16 protein-coding genes are annotated in these 19,953 nt (G+C 50.5%); 6 read left to right on the top strand and 10 right to left on the bottom strand.

Annotated elements, in window-relative coordinates; translation table 11 throughout:
- The first annotated feature begins 206 nt into the window (after nucleotides 1-206).
- The 3 genes from ldtD (at nucleotide 207) to gloC (ending at nucleotide 3,457) form a co-directional block, all read left to right on the top strand.
- Nucleotides 207-2,054, top strand: coding sequence for a L,D-transpeptidase (gene ldtD / locus H9644_RS16535; RefSeq protein WP_191775467.1), 1,848 nt, complete (start codon nucleotides 207-209; stop codon nucleotides 2,052-2,054).
- A 180-nt stretch (nucleotides 2,055-2,234) separates the two neighbouring features.
- Complete coding sequence (locus H9644_RS16530) at nucleotides 2,235-2,783, top strand: YcbK family protein (RefSeq protein WP_064528810.1); 549 nt, start codon at nucleotides 2,235-2,237, stop codon at nucleotides 2,781-2,783.
- Nucleotides 2,784-2,809: 26 nt separating this feature from the next.
- Nucleotides 2,810-3,457 (top strand): hydroxyacylglutathione hydrolase GloC, encoded by a 648-nt coding sequence (gene gloC / locus H9644_RS16525; protein WP_191775431.1) that lies wholly within the window; start codon nucleotides 2,810-2,812, stop codon nucleotides 3,455-3,457.
- Between the two features lie 223 nt (nucleotides 3,458-3,680).
- Here the strand turns inward: gloC and aspC are convergent, their stop codons facing one another.
- The 4 genes from aspC to pncB form a co-directional block, all read right to left on the bottom strand.
- The gene (gene aspC, locus H9644_RS16520) at nucleotides 3,681-4,871 is read right to left on the bottom strand and encodes an aspartate transaminase (RefSeq protein WP_064528361.1); all 1,191 of its coding nucleotides are present in this window, start codon (nucleotides 4,869-4,871) and stop codon (nucleotides 3,681-3,683) included.
- Nucleotides 4,872-5,054: 183 nt separating this feature from the next.
- Nucleotides 5,055-6,125: a porin OmpF gene (gene ompF / locus H9644_RS16515; protein ID WP_077883511.1), complete on the bottom strand. Its 1,071-nt coding sequence runs from the start codon at nucleotides 6,123-6,125 to the stop codon at nucleotides 5,055-5,057.
- A 605-nt stretch (nucleotides 6,126-6,730) separates the two neighbouring features.
- The gene (asnS, locus tag H9644_RS16510; protein WP_130236239.1) at nucleotides 6,731-8,131 is read right to left on the bottom strand and encodes an asparagine--tRNA ligase; all 1,401 of its coding nucleotides are present in this window, start codon (nucleotides 8,129-8,131) and stop codon (nucleotides 6,731-6,733) included.
- 168 nt (nucleotides 8,132-8,299) lie between these two features.
- Nucleotides 8,300-9,502: a nicotinate phosphoribosyltransferase gene (gene pncB / locus H9644_RS16505; RefSeq protein ID WP_064528367.1), complete on the bottom strand. Its 1,203-nt coding sequence runs from the start codon at nucleotides 9,500-9,502 to the stop codon at nucleotides 8,300-8,302.
- Between the two features lie 265 nt (nucleotides 9,503-9,767).
- On the opposite strand from pncB, the gene pepN reads away from it, so the two are divergent.
- Nucleotides 9,768-12,380: an aminopeptidase N gene (gene pepN, locus H9644_RS16500; protein ID WP_191775429.1), complete on the top strand. Its 2,613-nt coding sequence runs from the start codon at nucleotides 9,768-9,770 to the stop codon at nucleotides 12,378-12,380.
- Between the two features lie 198 nt (nucleotides 12,381-12,578).
- On the opposite strand, the gene ssuB is transcribed toward pepN, so the two are convergent.
- From ssuB to ssuE, 5 genes are read right to left on the bottom strand one after another with little or no spacing between them, the layout of a single operon-like run.
- Nucleotides 12,579-13,346, bottom strand: coding sequence for an aliphatic sulfonates ABC transporter ATP-binding protein (gene ssuB / locus H9644_RS16495; RefSeq protein WP_064528373.1), 768 nt, complete (start codon nucleotides 13,344-13,346; stop codon nucleotides 12,579-12,581).
- On the bottom strand, nucleotides 13,343-14,134 hold the full coding sequence (gene ssuC, locus H9644_RS16490) for an aliphatic sulfonate ABC transporter permease SsuC (RefSeq protein WP_191775465.1): 792 nt from the start codon (nucleotides 14,132-14,134) through the stop codon (nucleotides 13,343-13,345). The genes ssuB and ssuC overlap by 4 nt, the downstream gene beginning before the upstream one ends.
- Nucleotides 14,135-14,145: 11 nt before the next feature.
- The gene (gene ssuD, locus H9644_RS16485; protein WP_191775427.1) at nucleotides 14,146-15,291 is read right to left on the bottom strand and encodes an FMNH2-dependent alkanesulfonate monooxygenase; all 1,146 of its coding nucleotides are present in this window, start codon (nucleotides 15,289-15,291) and stop codon (nucleotides 14,146-14,148) included.
- Nucleotides 15,288-16,247: an aliphatic sulfonate ABC transporter substrate-binding protein SsuA gene (gene ssuA / locus H9644_RS16480; RefSeq protein WP_064528380.1), complete on the bottom strand. Its 960-nt coding sequence runs from the start codon at nucleotides 16,245-16,247 to the stop codon at nucleotides 15,288-15,290. The genes ssuD and ssuA overlap by 4 nt, the downstream gene beginning before the upstream one ends.
- Complete coding sequence (gene ssuE / locus H9644_RS16475) at nucleotides 16,240-16,815, bottom strand: NADPH-dependent FMN reductase (RefSeq protein ID WP_064528382.1); 576 nt, start codon at nucleotides 16,813-16,815, stop codon at nucleotides 16,240-16,242. The genes ssuA and ssuE overlap by 8 nt, the downstream gene beginning before the upstream one ends.
- Before the next feature lie 236 nt (nucleotides 16,816-17,051).
- Here ssuE and pyrD point away from each other — a divergent pair, with 236 nt between their 5' ends.
- Both pyrD and zapC read left to right on the top strand, forming a co-directional pair.
- A complete protein-coding gene (gene pyrD / locus H9644_RS16470; RefSeq protein WP_064528384.1) occupies nucleotides 17,052-18,062 on the top strand; it encodes a quinone-dependent dihydroorotate dehydrogenase in 1,011 nt (336 codons plus the stop codon).
- A gap of 173 nt (nucleotides 18,063-18,235) precedes the next feature.
- Nucleotides 18,236-18,778 carry a cell division protein ZapC gene (gene zapC / locus H9644_RS16465; protein ID WP_064528385.1) on the top strand — a complete coding sequence of 181 codons (543 nt, stop codon included), beginning with the start codon at nucleotides 18,236-18,238 and terminating at the stop codon, nucleotides 18,776-18,778.
- Here the strand turns inward: zapC and ycbX are convergent.
- Nucleotides 18,775-19,884 (bottom strand): 6-N-hydroxylaminopurine resistance protein YcbX, encoded by a 1,110-nt coding sequence (gene ycbX / locus H9644_RS16460; RefSeq protein ID WP_064528387.1) that lies wholly within the window; start codon nucleotides 19,882-19,884, stop codon nucleotides 18,775-18,777. The two genes, zapC and ycbX, sit on opposite strands and share 4 nt — an antisense overlap.
- Between the last annotated feature and the right edge of the window lie 69 nt (nucleotides 19,885-19,953).

Genomic DNA, 19,953 nt, shown 5'->3' with positions numbered 1-19,953 from the left:
ACTAAAAAAATGCCGCATTATGGCGCGCTTTTCTTTAAACTTCTTTACATTAGGTTGTGTAAAAACGTACCGACGTTTATATACTGAAGGTAAGCCTGATGAGTAACAGGCTTGCTCGTCATACTTTCATGAGTATTGGCGTTGTAAAGGCAGTTAAGATAAAACAGCCTGGCTATTCAGAGTATGATAAAAACAGGGGGCAAGGGATGTTGCTTAACATGATGTGTGGTCGTCGGCTTTCGGCAATCAGTTTGTGCCTGGCCGTAACATTCGCTCCACTGTTCAGTGTGCAGGCTGATGAGCCTGAAGTTATCCCTGGTGACAGCCCGGTGGCTGTCAGTGAACAGGGAGATGTACTGCCGCAGGCGCAAGCCACGGCAATAATGGCGGGGATCCAACCGCTACCAGAAGGTGCGGCAGAAAAGGCCCGCACGCAAATTGAATCACTATTACCTGCAGGTTATAAGCCGGTTTATCTTAACCAGCTTCAACTCTTGTATGCCGCACGCGATATGCAGCCGATGTGGGAAAATCGTGATGCAGTTAAAGCTTTCCAGCAGCAGTTGGCGGAAGTGGCGATTGCCGGTTTTCAACCGCAGTTTAACAAATGGGTGGAGTTACTGACTGACCCGGGCGTTAACGGTATGGCGCGCGATGTGGTGCTATCGGATGCAATGATGGGGTATCTCCATTTCGTCGCAAACATTCCGGTCAAAGGTACTCGCTGGCTGTACAGCAGTAAACCTTATGCGCTCTCAACACCGCCGCTCTCGGTCATTAACCATTGGCAGGTGGCGTTGGATAACGGTCAACTGACCACGTTTGTCACAGGGTTGGCACCGCAGCATCCGCAATATTCAGCAATGCATGAATCATTATTGACCTTATTGAGTGATTCCAAACCGTGGCCGCAGCTGACCGGTAAAGCAACGCTGCGCCCTGGTCAATGGAGTAACGACGTCCCGGCGCTGCGTGAGATTTTGCAACGTACGGGGATGCTCGAAGGTGGGCCGAAAATAGCACTGCCGGGCGATGAAACATCGACAGGCGCGGTAGTTAGCCCGTCTGCCGCTGGAATCGAAACAGCCGAAACTAAGCCAATGGACAAGCAAACTACAGCTCGCAGTAAACCTGCGCCAGCCGTCCGAGCTGTCTATGATAATGAGCTGGTGGAGGCCGTGAAACGTTTTCAGGCATGGCAAGGTTTAGGGGCAGATGGCTCTATTGGCCCGGCAACGCGAGACTGGTTAAACGTCACGCCTGCACAGCGTGCTGGCGTGTTGGCACTCAACATCCAGCGATTGCGCTTGCTGCCAGCCGATCTATCTACTGGCATCATGGTTAACATTCCGGCCTATTCGCTGGTCTATTATCAGAACGGCAATCAGGTGCTGGATTCGCGGGTCATTGTCGGTCGTCCCGATCGCAAAACGCCGATGATGAGCAGTGCCTTAAACAATGTGGTGGTAAACCCGCCGTGGAACGTACCACCGACGCTGGCACGCAAAGATATTCTGCCAAAGGTGCGTAACGATCCAGGTTATCTTGAAAGCCATGGCTATACGGTTATGCGCGGCTGGAACAGCAAAGATACGCTGGATCCGTGGCAGATTGACTGGTCGACAATAACCGCATCGAATTTGCCGTTCCGCTTCCAGCAAGCTCCTGGCCCGCGAAATTCGCTGGGACGGTATAAATTTAATATGCCGAGTTCAGATGCTATCTATTTACATGACACGCCGAATCACAATCTTTTCAAACGCGATACGCGCGCATTGAGTTCTGGCTGTGTGCGGGTGAATAAGGCGTCAGATCTGGCAAATATGCTGCTGCAGGATGCTGGCTGGAATGACAAGCGTATCTCCGATGCTCTGAAGCGAGGGGATACCCGTTACGTCAATATCCGTCAATCGATACCGGTTAATCTTTACTATCTGACCGCCTTTGTTGGTGCAGATGGTCGTACCCAGTATCGTACAGATATTTACAATTATGATCTGCCTGCACGATCCAGCTCGCAAATTGTCTCAAAAGCGGAACAATTAATCAGGTAAATGAAGTAGTTCGGGAAAATCTGTTGTCGTAATAATTGGCATGTTCGGGGGCTATTCTCTGTAGCCCCCGTCGCTGCTGGGGTTGAGTCATCTTGACGTCAGCTTTATGGGCGGTTAAGGTGCCTCTTGTGCGCCAGAAGTGCATATAAACGATAACATTGACCTGTAGACTTGATTATCATGGACAAATTCGACGCTAATCGCCGCAAACTGCTGGCGCTTGGTGGCGTTGCACTTGGTGCCGCCATCCTGCCGACGCCTACATTTGCGACACTCTCTACCCCACGTCCGCGCATTTTGACACTTAACAATCTTCATACTGGAGAGTCAATTAAGGCGGAGTTTTTCGATGGCAGAGGCTATATTCAGGAAGAATTGGCAAAACTAAACCATTTTTTCCGCGATTTCCGCGCGAACAAAATAAAGTCCATCGACCCAGGATTATTCGACCAGTTATATCGCCTGCAAGGGTTGTTAGGCACTCGCAAACCGGTACAGCTCATTTCCGGCTACCGTTCTATTGATACCAATAATGAATTACGCGCCCACAGCCGTGGAGTAGCAAAGAAAAGCTATCACACTAAAGGGCAGGCGATGGATTTCCATATTGAAGGTATTGCGTTAAGCAATATACGCAAAGCAGCGTTATCTATGCGCGCAGGTGGTGTAGGATATTACCCACGCAGTAACTTTGTGCATATTGATACCGGGCCAGCGCGGCACTGGTAACAATCGCTTAACGAAACAGGGGCAGTATGAACTATCGTATTATTCCGGTCACCGCATTTTCCCAGAACTGTTCACTGATCTGGTGTGAGCAAACTCGCCTGGCCGCACTGGTCGATCCTGGCGGCGATGCGGAAAAAATTAAACAGGAAGTTGACGCCAGCGGCCTGACGCTAATGCAGATCCTACTGACGCATGGCCATCTGGACCACGTTGGCGCAGCGGCGGAACTGGCACAACACTACGGCGTGCCAGTGCTTGGCCCGGAAAAAGAAGATGAGTTCTGGCTGCAAGGCTTGCCTGCGCAGAGTCGCATGTTTGGCCTGGAAGAGTGTCAGCCATTAACACCAGATCGCTGGCTGAATGAAGGCGACACTATCAGCATAGGGAATGTGACTTTACAGGTGTTGCATTGCCCAGGGCATACGCCAGGCCATGTGGTTTTCTTTGATAATCAGGCAAAACTGTTGATTTCTGGCGACGTCCTTTTCAAAGGCGGAGTAGGGCGTAGCGACTTCCCGCGTGGCGACCATAATCAACTGGTTGCCTCTATCAAGGATAAACTGCTGCCACTTGGTGATGACGTGACGTTTATACCTGGTCACGGGCCGTTATCAACTCTCGGTTATGAACGGTTGCATAACCCCTTCCTGCAAGACGAAATGCCCGTCTGGTAAAGGCGCATAAAAAAGCCCGCTTTCGAAGCGGGCCTGGATTTCTGGCTAAGTGCGCTTTGTTTATGCCGGATGCGGCGCGAGCACCTTATCCGGCTTACAAAATCGTGCAAATTCAAAATATTGCAGGAGCCGCGTAGGCCTGATAAGCGTAGCGCATCAGGCAATGTTGCGTTTGTCATCAGTCTCAGCCCGCTTTCGAAGCGGGCTTCAGTGGTTTTAACGCTTACAGCACAGCCACAATCGCTTCACACAGCGGCGCCATGTTATCTGGCGTCATTCCGGCTACGTTCACTCGACCAGAAGCAACTGCATACACGGCAAACTCTTCACGCAGACGCAGTACCTGTTCTTTAGTCAGGCCACTGAAAGAGAACATACCATTCTGTTTGATGATAAAGCTAAAGTCGCGGTTTGCGCCTTTCTCCTGCAGCGTATTAACGAACAACTGACGCATACGCTGAATACGCTGGCGCATATCGGTCAGCTCTTGTTCCCAGATAGCACGCAAAGCTTCGTTGCTCAGGATTGTGGCAACAACCGAAGCCCCGTGAGCCGGTGGGTTAGAATAGTTTGCGCGAATTACTGCTTTCATCTGGCTGAATGCACGATCGACAGTTTCACTGTCTGCGGCAACCAGGGTGCAGGCGCCAACGCGTTCGTTGTACAGGCCAAAGTTCTTAGAGTAGGAACTGGCGACGATCAGCTCTTTATGCAGAGCCGCGAAAGCGCGCAGACCTTCAGCATCCTCTTCCAGACCACGGGCGAACCCCTGGTAAGCGAAGTCAAATAGCGGCAGCCAGCCTTTCTCAACAGAAAGTTGCGCCAGTGTTTGCCATTGCTCCAGTGTAGGATCGATGCCGGTAGGGTTATGACAGCAACCGTGGAACAGGACGACGTCACCAGCCTGAGCTTCGTTAAGACTGTTAACTAAAGCGTCGAAGTCCAGAGTGTGATTTTCCGCATCATAATAAGCGTATTCACGAACTTCCAGACCCGCAGAGTTAAATACGCTCTTATGGTTTGGCCAGCTTGGGTTGCTCACCCAAACACGCTTAACGCTGGTATTTTTTGCCAGGAAATCGGCTGCTACACGTAATGCACCGGTACCACCTGGGGTCTGGGCTGTACGTGCGCGTTTGTCATTGATTAAGGCGCTGCCTTTACCAAACAGCAGTTCCTGAGTGCAATGACCAAATTCAGGAATACCGTCAATGCCGAGGTAGTTTTTGGTGGTTTCATTTTCGAGCAGATACTGTTCAGCCTTTTTAACGCTGGTCAATACCGGGGTTTTGCCCGTCTCATCTTTATAGACACCAATCCCGAGGTTAATTTTGCCGGGACGTTCATCGGCACGAAACAGATCGGCCAGGCCCAGAATCGGGTCGGCAGGAGCGGCGGTAATGTTCTCAAACATGACGAGGTTCCATTATGGTTACAGAAGGGAAGTCCGCTATCAGGGTAACGGGAGATTTACAAAATTCCAACTATTACTGATGAAAACGCAGGCTGTTTTTTCAAGACGTGAGATTGCTCTGGAAGGCATAAAAAAACAGGACCAAAGTCCTGTTTTTTCGGCATTTAACAAAGAGGTCTGCTATTAGAACTGGTAAACGATACCTACAGCAACGGTGTCGTCAGAACCTACACCCAGTGCGTTGTCAGAATCGATCTGGTTGATGATGTAGTCAACATAGGTGGACATGTTTTTGTTGAAGTAGTAGGTTGCGCCCACTTCAACGTAGTTCACCAGATCAACATCACCGATGCCTTCTACGTCTTTCGCTTTAGATTTGGTGTAAGCGATGGATGGACGCAGGCCAAAGTCAAACTGGTATTGCGCAACTAACAGAACGTCTTGCGTTTTGTTGGCAAAGCCGCCAGTGATCGGGGTGGCGTTACGGGTTTCACCGTAGTTCGCTGCCAGGTAGATGTTATTTGCATCATACTTCAGGCCAGTTGCCCACTGTTCAGCTTTTTTACCCTGGCCAAGAGGTTGAGCTTCTTGCAGGTTAGTGCGGTCAGCAGCACCATAAGCACCAACGATACCAAAGCCTTCGAATTCGTAGCTGATGGAACCGCCAACACCGTCGCCGTTAGAACGTCGTGCAGTGTCACGCTCGTTTTTACCCAGGTACTGAACAGCGAAGTTCAGGCCATCAACCAGACCAAAGAAATTGGAGTTACGGTAGGTAGCAACGCCGCCTACACGACCTACGAAGAAGTCATCGCTGTATGCGGTATCACCACCGAACTCTGGCAGCATATCGGTGTAGCCCAGTGCGTCATAAACAACACCGTAATTACGACCGTAATCGAAAGAACCTACGTCAGCGTATTTCAGACCAGCGAATGCCAGACGGGTTTTGTTGCCAGTTTGAGCGTCGGCACCTTCAGAGTTGTTACCCTGGAAGTTGTATTCCCACTGACCGTAACCGGTCAGATCGGAATTGATTTGAGTTTCCCCTTTAAAACCAAGACGGGCATAGGTCATGTCGCCATTGCCACCGTAACTGTTTTCACCGTTATCCTTGGAAAAATAATGCAGACCGACAGCTTTACCGTACAGATCTACTTTGTTGCCGTCTTTGTTATAGATTTCTGCAGCGTTTGCAGTACCTGCTACTAACAGAGCAGGGACAATCACTGCCAGAATATTGCGCTTCATCATTATTTATTACCCTCATGGTTTTTTTTATAACACCTGCCACTGCCGCCAATAAATTCTGTCAATGAATCTTTACGGAACTATTGATGAGAGTTTGGTGTTTTATGTATCTGCAGGCATCTTTCCATTCAAACTAACGTTTCGCTACCGTGAAAGTGCTACAAAGATAAAGATATGGTTACAAAAAGAAAAAATGTGTAACAATAAGTAAAATTTAAGGAACTTTGTGAACGCCGTCATATTTCCATTGGGCTTTCATGATATTTGCAGTGAATTTTATCTATTTATATGATTTCCTTATGTTTAAATTAACTAAACGGAAATTTTCTTTCTGATGATTTCTCCTTGCCGTTTCACTGAATCACTCTTTCAGGCGTCCAGAAAGCCAAAAATAAGTATAAAAATTGTGCTATCAGCTAAGAAATTGCTAATCCGCAATAAGTCTGTGGGTTAATTTTTTGTTCGCAAATATTTCAAAGAAATATTCCGTAACAGGAAGAGGGGCCTTGAGGGGTTGCAAATAGATTGATTGACTTAACAAACAGATAACTTGACAGAAGAGAATAAAAAAAGAGCCAGCGAGTGTGCTGGCTCTTTCAGGAAGTGAATTAGAAGCTGGCGTTACGCGGAGTACGAGGGAAAGGAATCACGTCACGCACGTTCTGTACACCGGTCACGTAGGCAATCAGGCGTTCAAAGCCAAGACCGAAACCGGAATGTGGAACAGTACCGTAGCGGCGTAGATCGCGATACCACCAGTAATCTTCTTTGTTCAGGCCCATCTCCAGCATGCGCTCGTCCAGCACGTCCAGACGCTCTTCACGCTGCGAACCACCAATGATCTCACCGATACCCGGCGCCAGAACGTCCATTGCGGCAACGGTTTTACCGTCTTCGTTAAGGCGCATATAGAACGCTTTAATGTCTTTCGGATAGTTTTTCACCACTACCGGTGCTTTAAAGTGTTCTTCCGCCAGATAACGCTCATGTTCGGAAGAGAGATCTACACCCCAGTAAACTGGGTTTTCAAATTTCTTACCGCAGTTTTCAAGAATGGTGACCGCTTCGGTGTAATCAACCTGGGCGAAGTCTGCTTCAATGAAACGTTCCAGGCGGCTAACAGCATCTTTGTCCACGCGTTCAGCGAAGAATTTCATGTCGTCAGCACGTTCTTCGAGAACTGCTTTGAAGACATATTTCAGCATTGCTTCAGCCAGACCGGCGATATCGTTCAGGTTAGCAAACGCGACTTCTGGCTCCAGCATCCAGAATTCCGCCAGGTGACGGCTAGTGTTGGAGTTTTCAGCACGGAAAGTCGGGCCGAAGGTATAAATTTTCGACAGCGCACAGGCATAGGTTTCGCCGTTCAACTGACCAGATACGGTCAGGAAAGACTCTTTACCAAAGAAGTCTTTATCGAAATCGACTTTGCCCTGATCGTTGCGTGGCAGGTTTTCCAGATCCAGCGTTGAAACGCGGAACATTTCGCCAGCACCTTCGGTATCAGACGCGGTGATAAGCGGCGTAGAAACCCAGAAGAATCCCTGCTCGTTAAAGAAGCGATGCAGCGCTTGCGCCAGCGTGTGGCGAACGCGCGCGACGGCACCGATCAGGTTAGTGCGCGGACGCAGGTGAGCGACTTCACGCAGATATTCGATGCTGTGGCGTTTTGCTGCCATCGGGTAAGTGTCTGGATCTTCAACCCAACCAGCTACCTCAACCTTGCTGGCCTGAATTTCAAATTGTTGTCCCTGGCCCGGCGACGCCACGACTTTACCCGTCACAATGACCGAGCAACCGGTAGTCAGACGCAGTACGTCTTCATTGTAATTGGGCAGAGAATTATTGATGACAGCCTGTACAGGATCAAAGCAGGAACCGTCATAAACGGCGAGGAAGGAGATGCCAGCTTTTGAATCTCGGCGGGTACGTACCCATCCGCGCACGGTGACTTCGCTGTCAACGGCTACGCGGCCCTGGAGTACGTCGGCTACAGGCACAACGCTCATAATATTCTCTCTGTTAATAGTCGGAAAAAATAAACACTTGTCCACCCGTCAGTGGGGGGATACCTATGTTACCTGGCATCTGCAATCAGACAAGCAGAATTCGCAGATGCGGCGAAAGATTTCAGAATAAAAGGCAAAAAAGGGAGCCGCGGTGGCTCCCTGATGACATTAACTGGCTTTTTTAATATGCGGAAGGTCGAACGCTTTGCGTAGCGCGCGGACAAATGCTTTGTCATGGCAGATAGTTTTGCCGGGACTGTCAGAAAGTTTTGCCACCGGCTTACCGTTACACTCCACCAGTTTAATCACGATATTCAAGGGTTTTACCTGAGGAATATCACAGGTCAGGCGTGTACCAATGCCAAAACTTAATTGCACGCGAGAAGAGAAGTGGCGATAAAGCTCAACCGCTTTAGGTAAATCCAGATTGTCGGAGAAAACCAGTATTTTGCTTTGCGGGTCAATCCCTAGTTTCTCATAATGTGCAATCGCTTTTTCGCCCCATTCTACCGGGTCGCCAGAGTCATGACGCAAGCCCTGATAGCGGCTGGCAAACTCCACGCCGAAATCACGTAAGAATGCATCCATCGTAATACAGTCGGTTAACGCAATCCCCAGTTGATCAGGATATTCTTCCAGCCAGGCAGCAAGAGCGGCACGTTGGCTATTGGCAAGAACTGGGCTAATTTGCTGGTGTGCCTGGAACCATTCATGCGCCTGTGTTCCCATCGGCGTAAGGGAAAGACGACGTGCCAGATCGTAATTACTGGTGCCAACGAACCACTTTTCCTGTTGCAGGCGTTTAACGATACTTTCCTGGACTTCACGGGAGAAGCGGCGGCGAGTGCCGAAATCCATCAGATGGAAGCGCGACATATCAAGATCGGCGGTTAACGCCGAGAAGTTGGCTAATTTGCTTTCCAGAGTGTCGAGGGCTTGCGCAACGTCGGCCTGCGGTGAGCGATAGTGATGTACCAGCTCACTAATGACCGCCAGCAAAGGAACTTCCCATAGGATGACTTCACGCCACGGACCGCTTAAACGAATATCCAGCTTACCGTTATCGTTGGTAACAGTGACTTGTTCCGGATTAAAGCGGAATTCACGCAGCCAGTCGAGATAGTCGGCTTTAAAGAAAGGCAGGGCAGAGAGCCACTGATATTCATCATCCCGCAGGCACAAGTTTTCCATCGCCTGAACCTGTTCACGAATAGCATCGGCATAAATACCCAGCAGATCGTCACCACGGCAACGAAACTCCGCCGCGACATGCACATCATAGTAGTGATGAAACACGGCTTGCTGCATATGCAACTTATAAGCATCTGTATCCAGCAACGAGTGCAGAACAGGAGAAGCGAATTGTGTCATAGGTGCGCAGTAGCGTCCTCTTACGGGAGCGTTTAGTACAATAAACATCTTAGGAAACTGCTGGAGTATACCTTGTTTCGCAATTTATTGAACCCCGATCACACCATATGCCACCTTTATGGTCGATAGCATTGCGCTCTGTATGTTATACAAATGTAGCAATAAAAGCGTTTGTACCTGAAAAGATGAAGATTCTGCGTAGCGAGATTTTCGCAACAGGAATAGACTGAACTCCAGACTCTATAAAAAATGCTAAAGGTTATTTATGACTCAACAGCCACAAGCCAAATACCGTCACGATTATCGTGCGCCGGATTACCAGATTACTGATATTGACTTGACCTTTGACCTGGACGCGCAAAAGACGGTAGTTACCGCAGTCAGCCAGGCTGTCCGTCATGGTGCATCAGATGCACCGCTTCGTCTTGATGGCGAAGATCTTAAACTGGTTTCTATTCATATTAATGATGAGCCGTGGACCGCCTGGAAAGAAGAAGAAGGCGCGCTGGTCATCAGTAATTTACCGGAGCGTTTTACGCTCAAGATTGTTAATGAAATTAGCCCAGCAGCGAATACTGCGCTGGAGGGGCTTTATCAGTCAGGCGATGCGCTTTGCACCCAGTGCGAGGCCGAAGGTTTCCGCCATATTACGTACTATCTCGATCGCCCGGACGTGCTGGCGCGCTTTACGACTAAAATTGTTGCCGATAAAACCAAATATCCGTTCCTGCTTTCCAATGGTAACCGCGTTGCGCAAGGCGAACTGGAAAATGGGCGTCACTGGGTGCAGTGGCAGGATCCGTTCCCGAAACCGAGCTATCTGTTTGCGCTGGTAGCGGGTGACTTCGACGTGCTGCGCGACACCTTCACCACGCGTTCTGGTCGCGAAGTGGCACTGGAGCTGTATGTCGATCGCGGCAACCTCGATCGCGCGCCGTGGGCGATGACCTCGCTGAAAAATTCCATGAAGTGGGATGAAGAACGTTTCGGTCTGGAGTATGACCTCGACATCTATATGATCGTCGCGGTAGATTTCTTCAACATGGGCGCGATGGAGAATAAAGGACTGAATATCTTTAACTCCAAGTATGTACTGGCGCGCACCGACACCGCAACCGACAAAGATTATCTCGATATTGAACGCGTTATTGGTCACGAATATTTCCACAACTGGACTGGTAACCGTGTGACCTGTCGTGACTGGTTCCAGCTTAGTCTGAAAGAAGGTTTAACGGTGTTCCGAGATCAGGAGTTCAGTTCTGATCTCGGTTCCCGCGCGGTTAACCGGATCAACAATGTGCGCACCATGCGCGGATTGCAGTTTGCGGAAGATGCCAGCCCGATGGCGCACCCAATCCGCCCAGACATGGTTATTGAGATGAACAACTTCTACACCCTGACCGTTTACGAGAAGGGCGCGGAAGTAATTCGTATGATCCACACTCTGCTTGGCGAAGAAAACTTCCAGAAAGGGATGCAGCTTTATTTCGAGCGCCATGATGGCAGTGCAGCGACCTGCGACGATTTCGTTCAGGCGATGGAAGACGCGTCGAATGTCGATCTCTCGCATTTCCGCCGTTGGTACAGCCAGTCCGGTACGCCAGTTGTGACCGTCAAAGACGACTACAATCCAGAAACTGAGCAGTACACGCTGACCATCAGCCAGCGTACGCCAGCCACGCCGGATCAGGCAGAAAAACAGCCGTTGCATATTCCGTTTGCCATCGAACTGTATGATAACGAAGGTAAAGTGATCCCGTTGCAGAAAGGCGGTCATCCGGTGAATTCCGTGCTGAATGTTACTCAGGCGGAACAGACCTTTGTTTTTGATAATGTATACTTCCAGCCGGTGCCTGCGCTGCTGTGCGAATTCTCCGCGCCGGTGAAACTGGAATATAAGTGGAGCGATCAGCAACTGACTTTCCTGATGCGTCATGCGCGTAATGATTTCTCCCGTTGGGATGCGGCGCAAAGTCTGCTGGCAACGTATATCAAGCTGAACGTCGTCCGTTATCAACAAGGTCAGCCATTGTCTTTACCAGTGCATGTTGCTGATGCTTTCCGCGCGGTGCTGCTCGATGAGAAAATCGATCCGGCACTGGCGGCAGAAATACTGACGCTGCCTTCCGTAAATGAAATGGCGGAACTGTTCGATATCATCGACCCGATTGCCATTGCTGAAGTGCGCGAAGCACTCACCCGTACACTAGCGACTGAACTGGCGGATGAGCTGCTGGCAATCTATAACGCGAATTACCAGAGCGAGTACCGCGTTGAGCATGAAGATATTGCGAAACGTACGCTGCGTAACGCCTGCCTGCGCTTCCTCGCTTTTGGTGAAACGCATCTGGCTGACGTGCTGGTGAGCAAGCAGTACCATGAAGCGAACAATATGACCGATGCGCTGGCGGCGCTCTCTGCGGCGGTTGCTGCGCAGTTGCCATGCCGTGACAAGTTGATGCAGGAATACGACGACAAGTGGTATCAGGACGGTCTGGTGATGGATAAATGGTTTATCCTGCAAGCCACCAGCCCGGCGGCGAATGTGCTGGATACCGTGCGAGGCCTGTTGCAGCATCGCTCATTTACCATGAGTAACCCGAACCGTATTCGTTCGTTGATTGGTGCATTTGCGGGCAGCAACCCGGCAGCGTTCCATGCTGAAGATGGCAGCGGTTATCAGTTCCTGGTAGAAATGCTCACCGATCTCAATAGCCGTAACCCGCAGGTGGCTTCGCGTTTGATTGAGCCGCTGATTCGCCTGAAACGTTATGATGCCAAACGTCAGGAGAAAATGCGTGCGGCGCTGGAACAGCTGAAAGGGCTGGAAAATCTCTCTGGCGATCTGTACGAGAAGATAACTAAAGCACTGGCTTGATACAAATATGCCTGATGCGACGCTTGACGCGTCTTATCAGGCCTTCAAACCCATTGAAATTGCTGGTTTTGTAGGCCGGATAAGGCGTTCACGCCGCATCTGGCAACCGTGCCCAACTGCCTGATGCGATGCTTGACGCGTCTTATCAGGCCTACAAGCCCGTTGAAAATGCTGGTTTTGTGCGCCGCATCCAGCATATTAACCATGACGCCGAATCGGTTGTTCAGAAAGTCCTCGCTGCATCACCCGCTGCAACACTTCCGCTTCAAGTTCTGCTAACCGTACCGACCCTAATCGGCGCGGACGGGGAATATCCACTGTCAAATCCAGCCCAATTTTTCCCTCTTCAATCAACAGCACCCGGTCAGCCATTGCTACCGCTTCGCTCACATCATGCGTCACCAGCAAAACGGTAAAGCCATGCTCCTGCCAAAGTGACACAATTAAATCCTGCATCTCCAGCCGCGTTAAGGCATCCAGCGCACCGAGTGGTTCATCAAGCAACAATAAACCAGGTCGATGAATCAACGCCCTTGCCAGCGCCACACGTTGTTTCTGCCCGCCAGAAAGCGCAGCAGGCCATTCTCCGGCACGATTTTCCAGCCCTACCGCAGCCAGCGCCTGACGCGCCGCATCGCGCCATTGGCCTTTAAGACCTAACCCAACGTTATCAATCACCGATTTCCATGGCAGCAGACGCGCATCCTGAAACATCATTCGCGTATCATCCTGAATCTCAGCCAGCGGTGTTGTGCCTGCCAGCACATCGCCTGCGGTTGGCATTTCCAGCCCAGCCAGCAGGCGCAGTAGGGTACTTTTACCGCCGCCACTGCGGCCCACTACCGCCACAAATTGACCTGCCGGAATATGCAAATCTAGTTGGTTCAGGACGATATTTTCCGCGTAATGTTTGCTTACTGCATTGAGCAGTAGCGGCGTACCCTGGTTCAGACGAGCAGTATTCATACAGTGGCCTCCTTCAGATGATAAGCCGGGTTCCAGCGCAGCCAGACGCGCTCCAGCAATTGCGCGCTGACGTCAGCAAGTTTGCCGAGCAGGGCGTAGAGAATAATGGCGACCACCACCACGTCCGTTTGCAGAAACTCCCGCGCATTCATCGCCAGATAACCAATGCCTGAATTAGCCGAAATGGTTTCAGCAACAATCAGCGTCAGCCACATCAGACCTAACGCGAAGCGCACGCCGACCATAATTGAGGGCAGTGCACCAGGCAGGATCACATGGATAAACAGCGGTAAGCCGGATAGGCCATAGCTACGTGCCATCTCCACCAGCCCGCGATCGATATTACGGATGCCGTGCCAGGTATTGATATAAATGGGGAATAGCGTGCCGAGCGCCACCAGAAAGATTTTTGCGGACTCATCAATACCAAACCACAAAATCACTAATGGAATCAGTGCCAGATGCGGTACGTTGCGCAACATCTGTATTGAAGTGTCCAGCAGTCGTTCACCCCAGTGCGACAGCCCACTAATCAGTCCCAGAATCAACCCCAGCGAGCCGCCAATTGAAAAGCCAATCAGCGCCCGCCAGGAACTGATCGCCAGATGCTGCCACAGTTCGCCGCTGGCGGAGAGCGTCCAGAACGCCGCTACCACCCCTTCCGGTGAGGGCAAAATACGCGTCGACAACCAGCCAACCGAGGAGGCCAGTTGCCACACCGCCACGATGCCCACTGGTAAAAACCAGGGGGCAACGCGCAATAACCACTTCTTCACTGGCGTTGCCATCATCTTATTCCTTAGCTTTGCGCGAATTTACGTGGGATGAACTCATTCGCCACCGCTTCACCTTGCAGATTTAGCGGCTGCGGCTGGGAAATTTCCGGGATGGCAACATCCAGATGGGGGAACAGTAGCTCGCCGACCCGATACGCTTCTTCCAGATGCGGATAACCAGAAAGCACAAAGCTGTCGATGCCAAGCGCGGCGTATTCGTTGATTCGCGCGGCGACCGTAGGGCCATCGCCCACCAGCGCCGTCCCGGCACCGCCGCGTACTAAACCAACGCCCGCCCATAAATTGGGGCTGATCTCCAGATTGTCGCGCTTGCCATTATGCAGCGCCGCCATTCGCTGCTGCCCCACGGAATCTGTCCGTGCAAAAGCGGCTTGTGCTCTGGCGATGGTGTCATCATCAAGATGGGAGATTAACCGTTCGGCGGCCTGCCACGCTTCATCGTTGGTTTCGCGCACAATCACATGCAGGCGAATACCGAAACGAATTTCGCGTCCATGCGCAGCCGCTTTTGCCCGTACTTGCTCGATCTTCTCTTTTACCAACTCTGGCGGTTCACCCCAGGTGAGATAGAGATCAACCTGTTCGGCGGCCAGATTCTGGGCGACGTCTGACGATCCGCCAAAGTAAAGAGGAGGATATGGCTGTTGAATCGGCGGAAAGAGCAGTTTGGCTCCGCGTACATGAATATGTTTGCCGTGGAAATCTACCGTCTCGCCCAGCAACAACCGCCGCCAGACCTGGGTAAATTCCGCCGAGGCCTCGTAGCGCTCGCTATGGTCGAGGAACACGCCGTCGCCTGCCAGTTCTTGCGGATCGCTGCCTGTGACCAGGTTAAACAATGCGCGTCCGTTAGAGAGACGGTCAAGTGTGGCGGCCTGGCGGGCGGCAACGGTAGGAGAGGTCACGCTGGGGCGCAGGGCGACAAGAAACTTCAGCCGCTGTGTTACCGGGATCATCGACGCCGCTACCAGCCACGCATCCTCACACGATCGCCCCGTCGGGATCAGCACGCCGGTAAAGCCAAGACGATCCGCCGCTTGCGCAATCTGTTGCAGATAACCATGATCAACCGGGCGTGAACTTTCTTCCGTTCCTAGATAACGACCGTCACCGTGCGTAGGTAAAAACCAGAACATATTCAGGCTCATAATTGTTTTCCTTCCAGTTGAGTGGGCTGCCAGATGCGCTGGCGAATATCGACTTTTTTCGGTACCAGACGGTTTTCATAAAACAGATCTGCTGTTTGCTGCTGTAAGGCAGCGACCCCGACGCTTACCGGTTTGATGGTGGTAATGGGGCGATGGTCAAGATACGAGGCAATCACTGGCGCAGGTAAGCCCATTGTTTTTGCCAGCAAGGCGATACTCTGTTCGCGCTTATTGCGGGTTAACGCATCGGCCTCGGTGAAGGTTTCCAGTACGCCCTGAATAAAGGTGCCGTTCTTCTCCGCATATGGACGAGCAGCAAGATAAAACGATCCTGTTTGATTGAGATCGGTGCCATCTTTCAGCACCCGCACGCCGCCCTGTAGCAATGCAGCGGAGTAGTAGGGATCCCAAATAGCCCAGGCATCGACGTTACCTTGCTGGAACGCGGCGCGGGCGTCGGCGGGCGTCAGGTAAGTGGGTTGGATATCGGTAAAATTAAGTCCGGCCTGGCGCAGTGCACGCAGCAGAAGGTTGTGTGAGCTGGAACCTTTCTGAAAGGCAACTTTGTGACCTTTGAGATCGGCTACGGTTTTGATCGGGCTGTTTTCTGGCACCAGAATCACTTCGGCTTTTGGCTTTGGCGGTTCGACGCCAACGTACAGCAGATCGGCCCCAGCGGCCTGAGCAAAGATTGGTGGAATATCACCCGTACTGCCCAGATCGATACTGCCGACGTTCAGCGCCTCCAGCATCTGCGGGCCAGCTGGGAATTCTACCCATGAAATTCTTGTTTGCGGATAGCGTTTTTCCAGTAGCTGGTGGCTTTTTGCCAGCACCATACCAATGCTGCCTTTCTGGTAGCCAATACGTAACGCTTCTGGAGACGGCTCCGCAGCAACCGCAAGTGTGGAGACGCTAAGTAATCCCACTAACGCTAGTTTAACGATGTTACGCATGGGCATTACCTCGCAGAGAAAGAAGATCAGGAACCTGAACATCACGGCGGTGAAGTGCCTGCCAGAAAGTTTCGAGCGCGGTATCGAGACGAGATTGCAGATTCGGCGTGAACTGTGGTTTGTGATGGTAATCAATCACCTGCGAGTCATCGGCAAACACGCCGTGCAGGATCTCCTGGGCTTTCAGTGCGCTTAGAACCGGTTTTAGTGCGTAATCAACTGCCAGTAGATGAGCCACCGTGCCGCCTGTCGCCAGGGGCAGCACGACTTTGCCTTGCAGAGCCCGTTCAGGTAGCAGGTCGAGGAGGGTTTTTAGCGCCCCGGAATAGGCGGCTTTATATACTGGTGTGGCGACAATCAGTCCGTCGGCTTCTTGTAACTGTTCGGTGAACGTTTTTAGTGCCGGACTATCGAAACGGGCATAGAGCAAATCTTCCGGGGTGAAGTTTTGCAAATTCCAGTGATAAACCTCCACATCCAGGCCATTTAGTTTTTCTCGCGCATATTCCAGCAAGGAACTTGAGCGAGAAGGAAAGCGAGGACTTCCTGCCAGGGTGATGACGCGCATATTCTCTCCTTATAACCAATTGTTCTTGTTTTGTTAACATTGATAACAATTTGCTCAGTCTGACAGAGGGCATTCGCGAGTCGAAATGATTTATCTGAAGAAGGAAAGCCAAAAAAAGCATAAAAAAAGCGCAATAAGAAAACGTTTGCTATTTATTGCCGCAGGTCAATTCCCTTTTGCTGCGAACTCGCACATAATACGCCCCCGGTTTGCACACCGGGAATCCAGGAGAGTTCATGTACTACCCCTTCGTTCGTAAAGCCCTTTTCCAGCTCGATCCAGAGCGCGCACACGAGTTTACTTTTCAGCAATTACGCCGCATCACCGGAACACCGTTTGAAGCGCTTGTTCGGCAAAATGTTGCAGCGAAGCCAGTTAACTGTATGGGACTGACTTTTAAAAACCCGCTTGGCCTGGCAGCCGGTCTTGATAAAGACGGAGAGTGTATTGATGCCCTTGGTGCAATGGGATTTGGATCGATCGAGATCGGTACGGTCACCCCGCGTCCACAACCAGGAAACGACAAACCGCGTCTTTTTCGCCTGGTAGAGGCTGAAGGTTTAATAAACCGTATGGGCTTTAATAACCTCGGCGTTGATAACCTCGTAGAGAACGTTAAAAAAGCCCACTACGACGGTGTTCTGGGAATCAATATCGGCAAAAATAAAGATACGCCGGTTGAGCAAGGCAAAGATGACTATCTGATTTGTATGGAAAAAATCTACGCCTATGCAGGATATATAGCCATCAATATTTCATCACCAAATACCCCGGGATTACGCACGCTGCAATATGGCGAAGCACTGGATGATTTATTAACGGCAATTAAAAATAAACAAAATGATCTGCACGCAACCCATCATAAATATGTACCAATAGCAGTGAAGATCGCGCCGGATCTTTCTGAAGAAGAGTTGATCCAGGTTGCCGATAGTTTAGTTCGCCATAATATTGATGGTGTCATTGCAACTAATACGACACTCGATCGTTCTTTGGTTCAGGGGATGAAAAATTGTGATCAGACCGGTGGCTTAAGTGGTCGTCCCTTACAATTAAAAAGTACGGAAATTATTCGTCGCTTGTCGCAGGAATTAAACGGCCGCTTACCGATTATTGGTGTTGGTGGTATTGACTCGGTAATTGCTGCTCGCGAGAAGATAGCTGCGGGAGCTTCTTTGGTGCAAATTTATTCCGGTTTTATTTTTAAAGGACCGCCGCTGATTAAAGAAATCGTTAACCATATCTAATTATTTCTTTCATTTTCTCTTTATAAGATAATCAGGGCTTTATTTTCAGCCCTGGTTGTTTTATATTCATTGCTGTTACTTATTTAGACATTTTGCACTTTTCTTGTTGAGGTTATTAAGCGAAGCAACAATGGAATATGTTGCAGTGGATTTATAGGGTAGAGGAGATGCATATGCGAATTAAACCAGACGATAATTGGCGTTGGTATTATGATGAAGAGCATGATCGAATGATGCTTGATTTAGCCAATGGCATGCTATTTCGCTCACGTTTTGCGCGCAAGATGTTGACACCAGACGCCTTTTCTCCAGCGGGATTCTGCGTTGATGACGCCGCGCTCTATTTCTCGTTTGAAGAAAAATGCCGCGACCTTAACTTATCAAAAGAACAAAAAGCTGAACTGGTGCTTAATGCGCTGGTGGCAGTTCGTTATCTCAAACCGCAAATGCCGAAAAGCTGGCATTTTGTTTCCCATGGTGAAATGTGGTCGCCAGTGCCGGGTGATGCAGCCTGTGTCTGGTTAAGCGACACCAATGAACAAGTCAGCCTGCTGGTTGTTGAATCTGGCGAAAATGCCGCGCTGTGCCTCCTTGCGCAGCCTTGTGTTGTCATCGCCGGTCGTGCCATGCAACTGGGCGACGCCATCAAAATTATGAATGACAGACTGAAACCTCATATGAGTTATGACAGCTTCAGCCTTGAACAAGCCGTTTAACCTTTCAGTTTCAATGCAGTCTTCGGCACACAACTACAGCAAAGAATTGTTCCATCGTCGCTCATAGCTGATTTCTTCAGCGGGGTGACTTCGCCTTCCAGAAGCTGAACCCGACAACTTCCGCATATGCCAGCACGACAAGAATAGGGGATCCGAATCCCTTGATTTTCTAATTGTTCCAACAATACCTGTTGGTTATTACCGCGAAATGCCAGCCCTTGCCAGTCGATATCTACATTCGCATCCATTTGCTGCGTTGTCGGGAGAGTATCGTCTGCGGCTGCCGCGCCGTAGATTTTCGCCGGTGCAGTTGCAAGAATTTCCACTGCATCACCGACACGAATAACACCACTATTACGGGCAATTAAATTCTGGCCAAAATCGACATCGCCATTATCCTGGGCAGTGCGAAATGATTGCAGCGTTTTTAACGGTTCGCCAGCCGGGTGCTTTTGTCCTTTTTCCGGGCTGACAGTGGTGAAAATACAGCGGCTGCAGGGCTTAACCACATCAAACACCACATCGCCAATGCGAATCACTTTCCAGGTATCTTCTTCCCAGGCTGCCGCGCCGGAAACTACCAGATTGGGGCGAAATTGCTCCATTTTTACACTTGCCGGGCAGCGTTGCTGCACATCACGCAGGGAAGCTTCATTCGCGAGCAGATACGGATAGCCATCAGCAAACGACAAGGGTACAGTGTTATGGCGTTTTACGCGCCGCGTCATCTGCGGCCCTACCCAGCGCAATTGCACTTCACGGGAGAAAAAGCCGCTTAACCATTTGTTTATCTCATCTGGCGCAATGCGCGCAGTAAAATGGTTACCCCACACTTCGGTTGGGGCGTCCTGCATAGCGAAATCCGCAAAACGGATGTATGCGCTGCTGCCATCTGGTGCGGTGAGATGTAAGCCGTCATGCACGGGCGAAGGGGTAAAGCGCACCATCTGCGGAAACTGGCGGGCAGTAATAAACCTGCCGTCAGGTTCTGTGACCATAAAGATGCGATCGAAGGCCAGACCGCTGACATCAGCCAGAGCATGTGTCAGACCGATGCCGCGCATCGATTTAACAGGATGAATAAAAAGCCGGGTTAATGTCGTCACGGTGCGGTCCTCAAATGAAAATAAGCCCTCAACTTTATGACATGACGCGCTTATTAGCTATAATGCGCA

Source organism: Escherichia whittamii (assembly GCF_014836715.1).
In the GTDB taxonomy this organism is placed as follows: domain Bacteria; phylum Pseudomonadota; class Gammaproteobacteria; order Enterobacterales; family Enterobacteriaceae; genus Escherichia; species Escherichia whittamii.
This window is presented reverse-complemented; position numbering and strand designations above follow the sequence as displayed.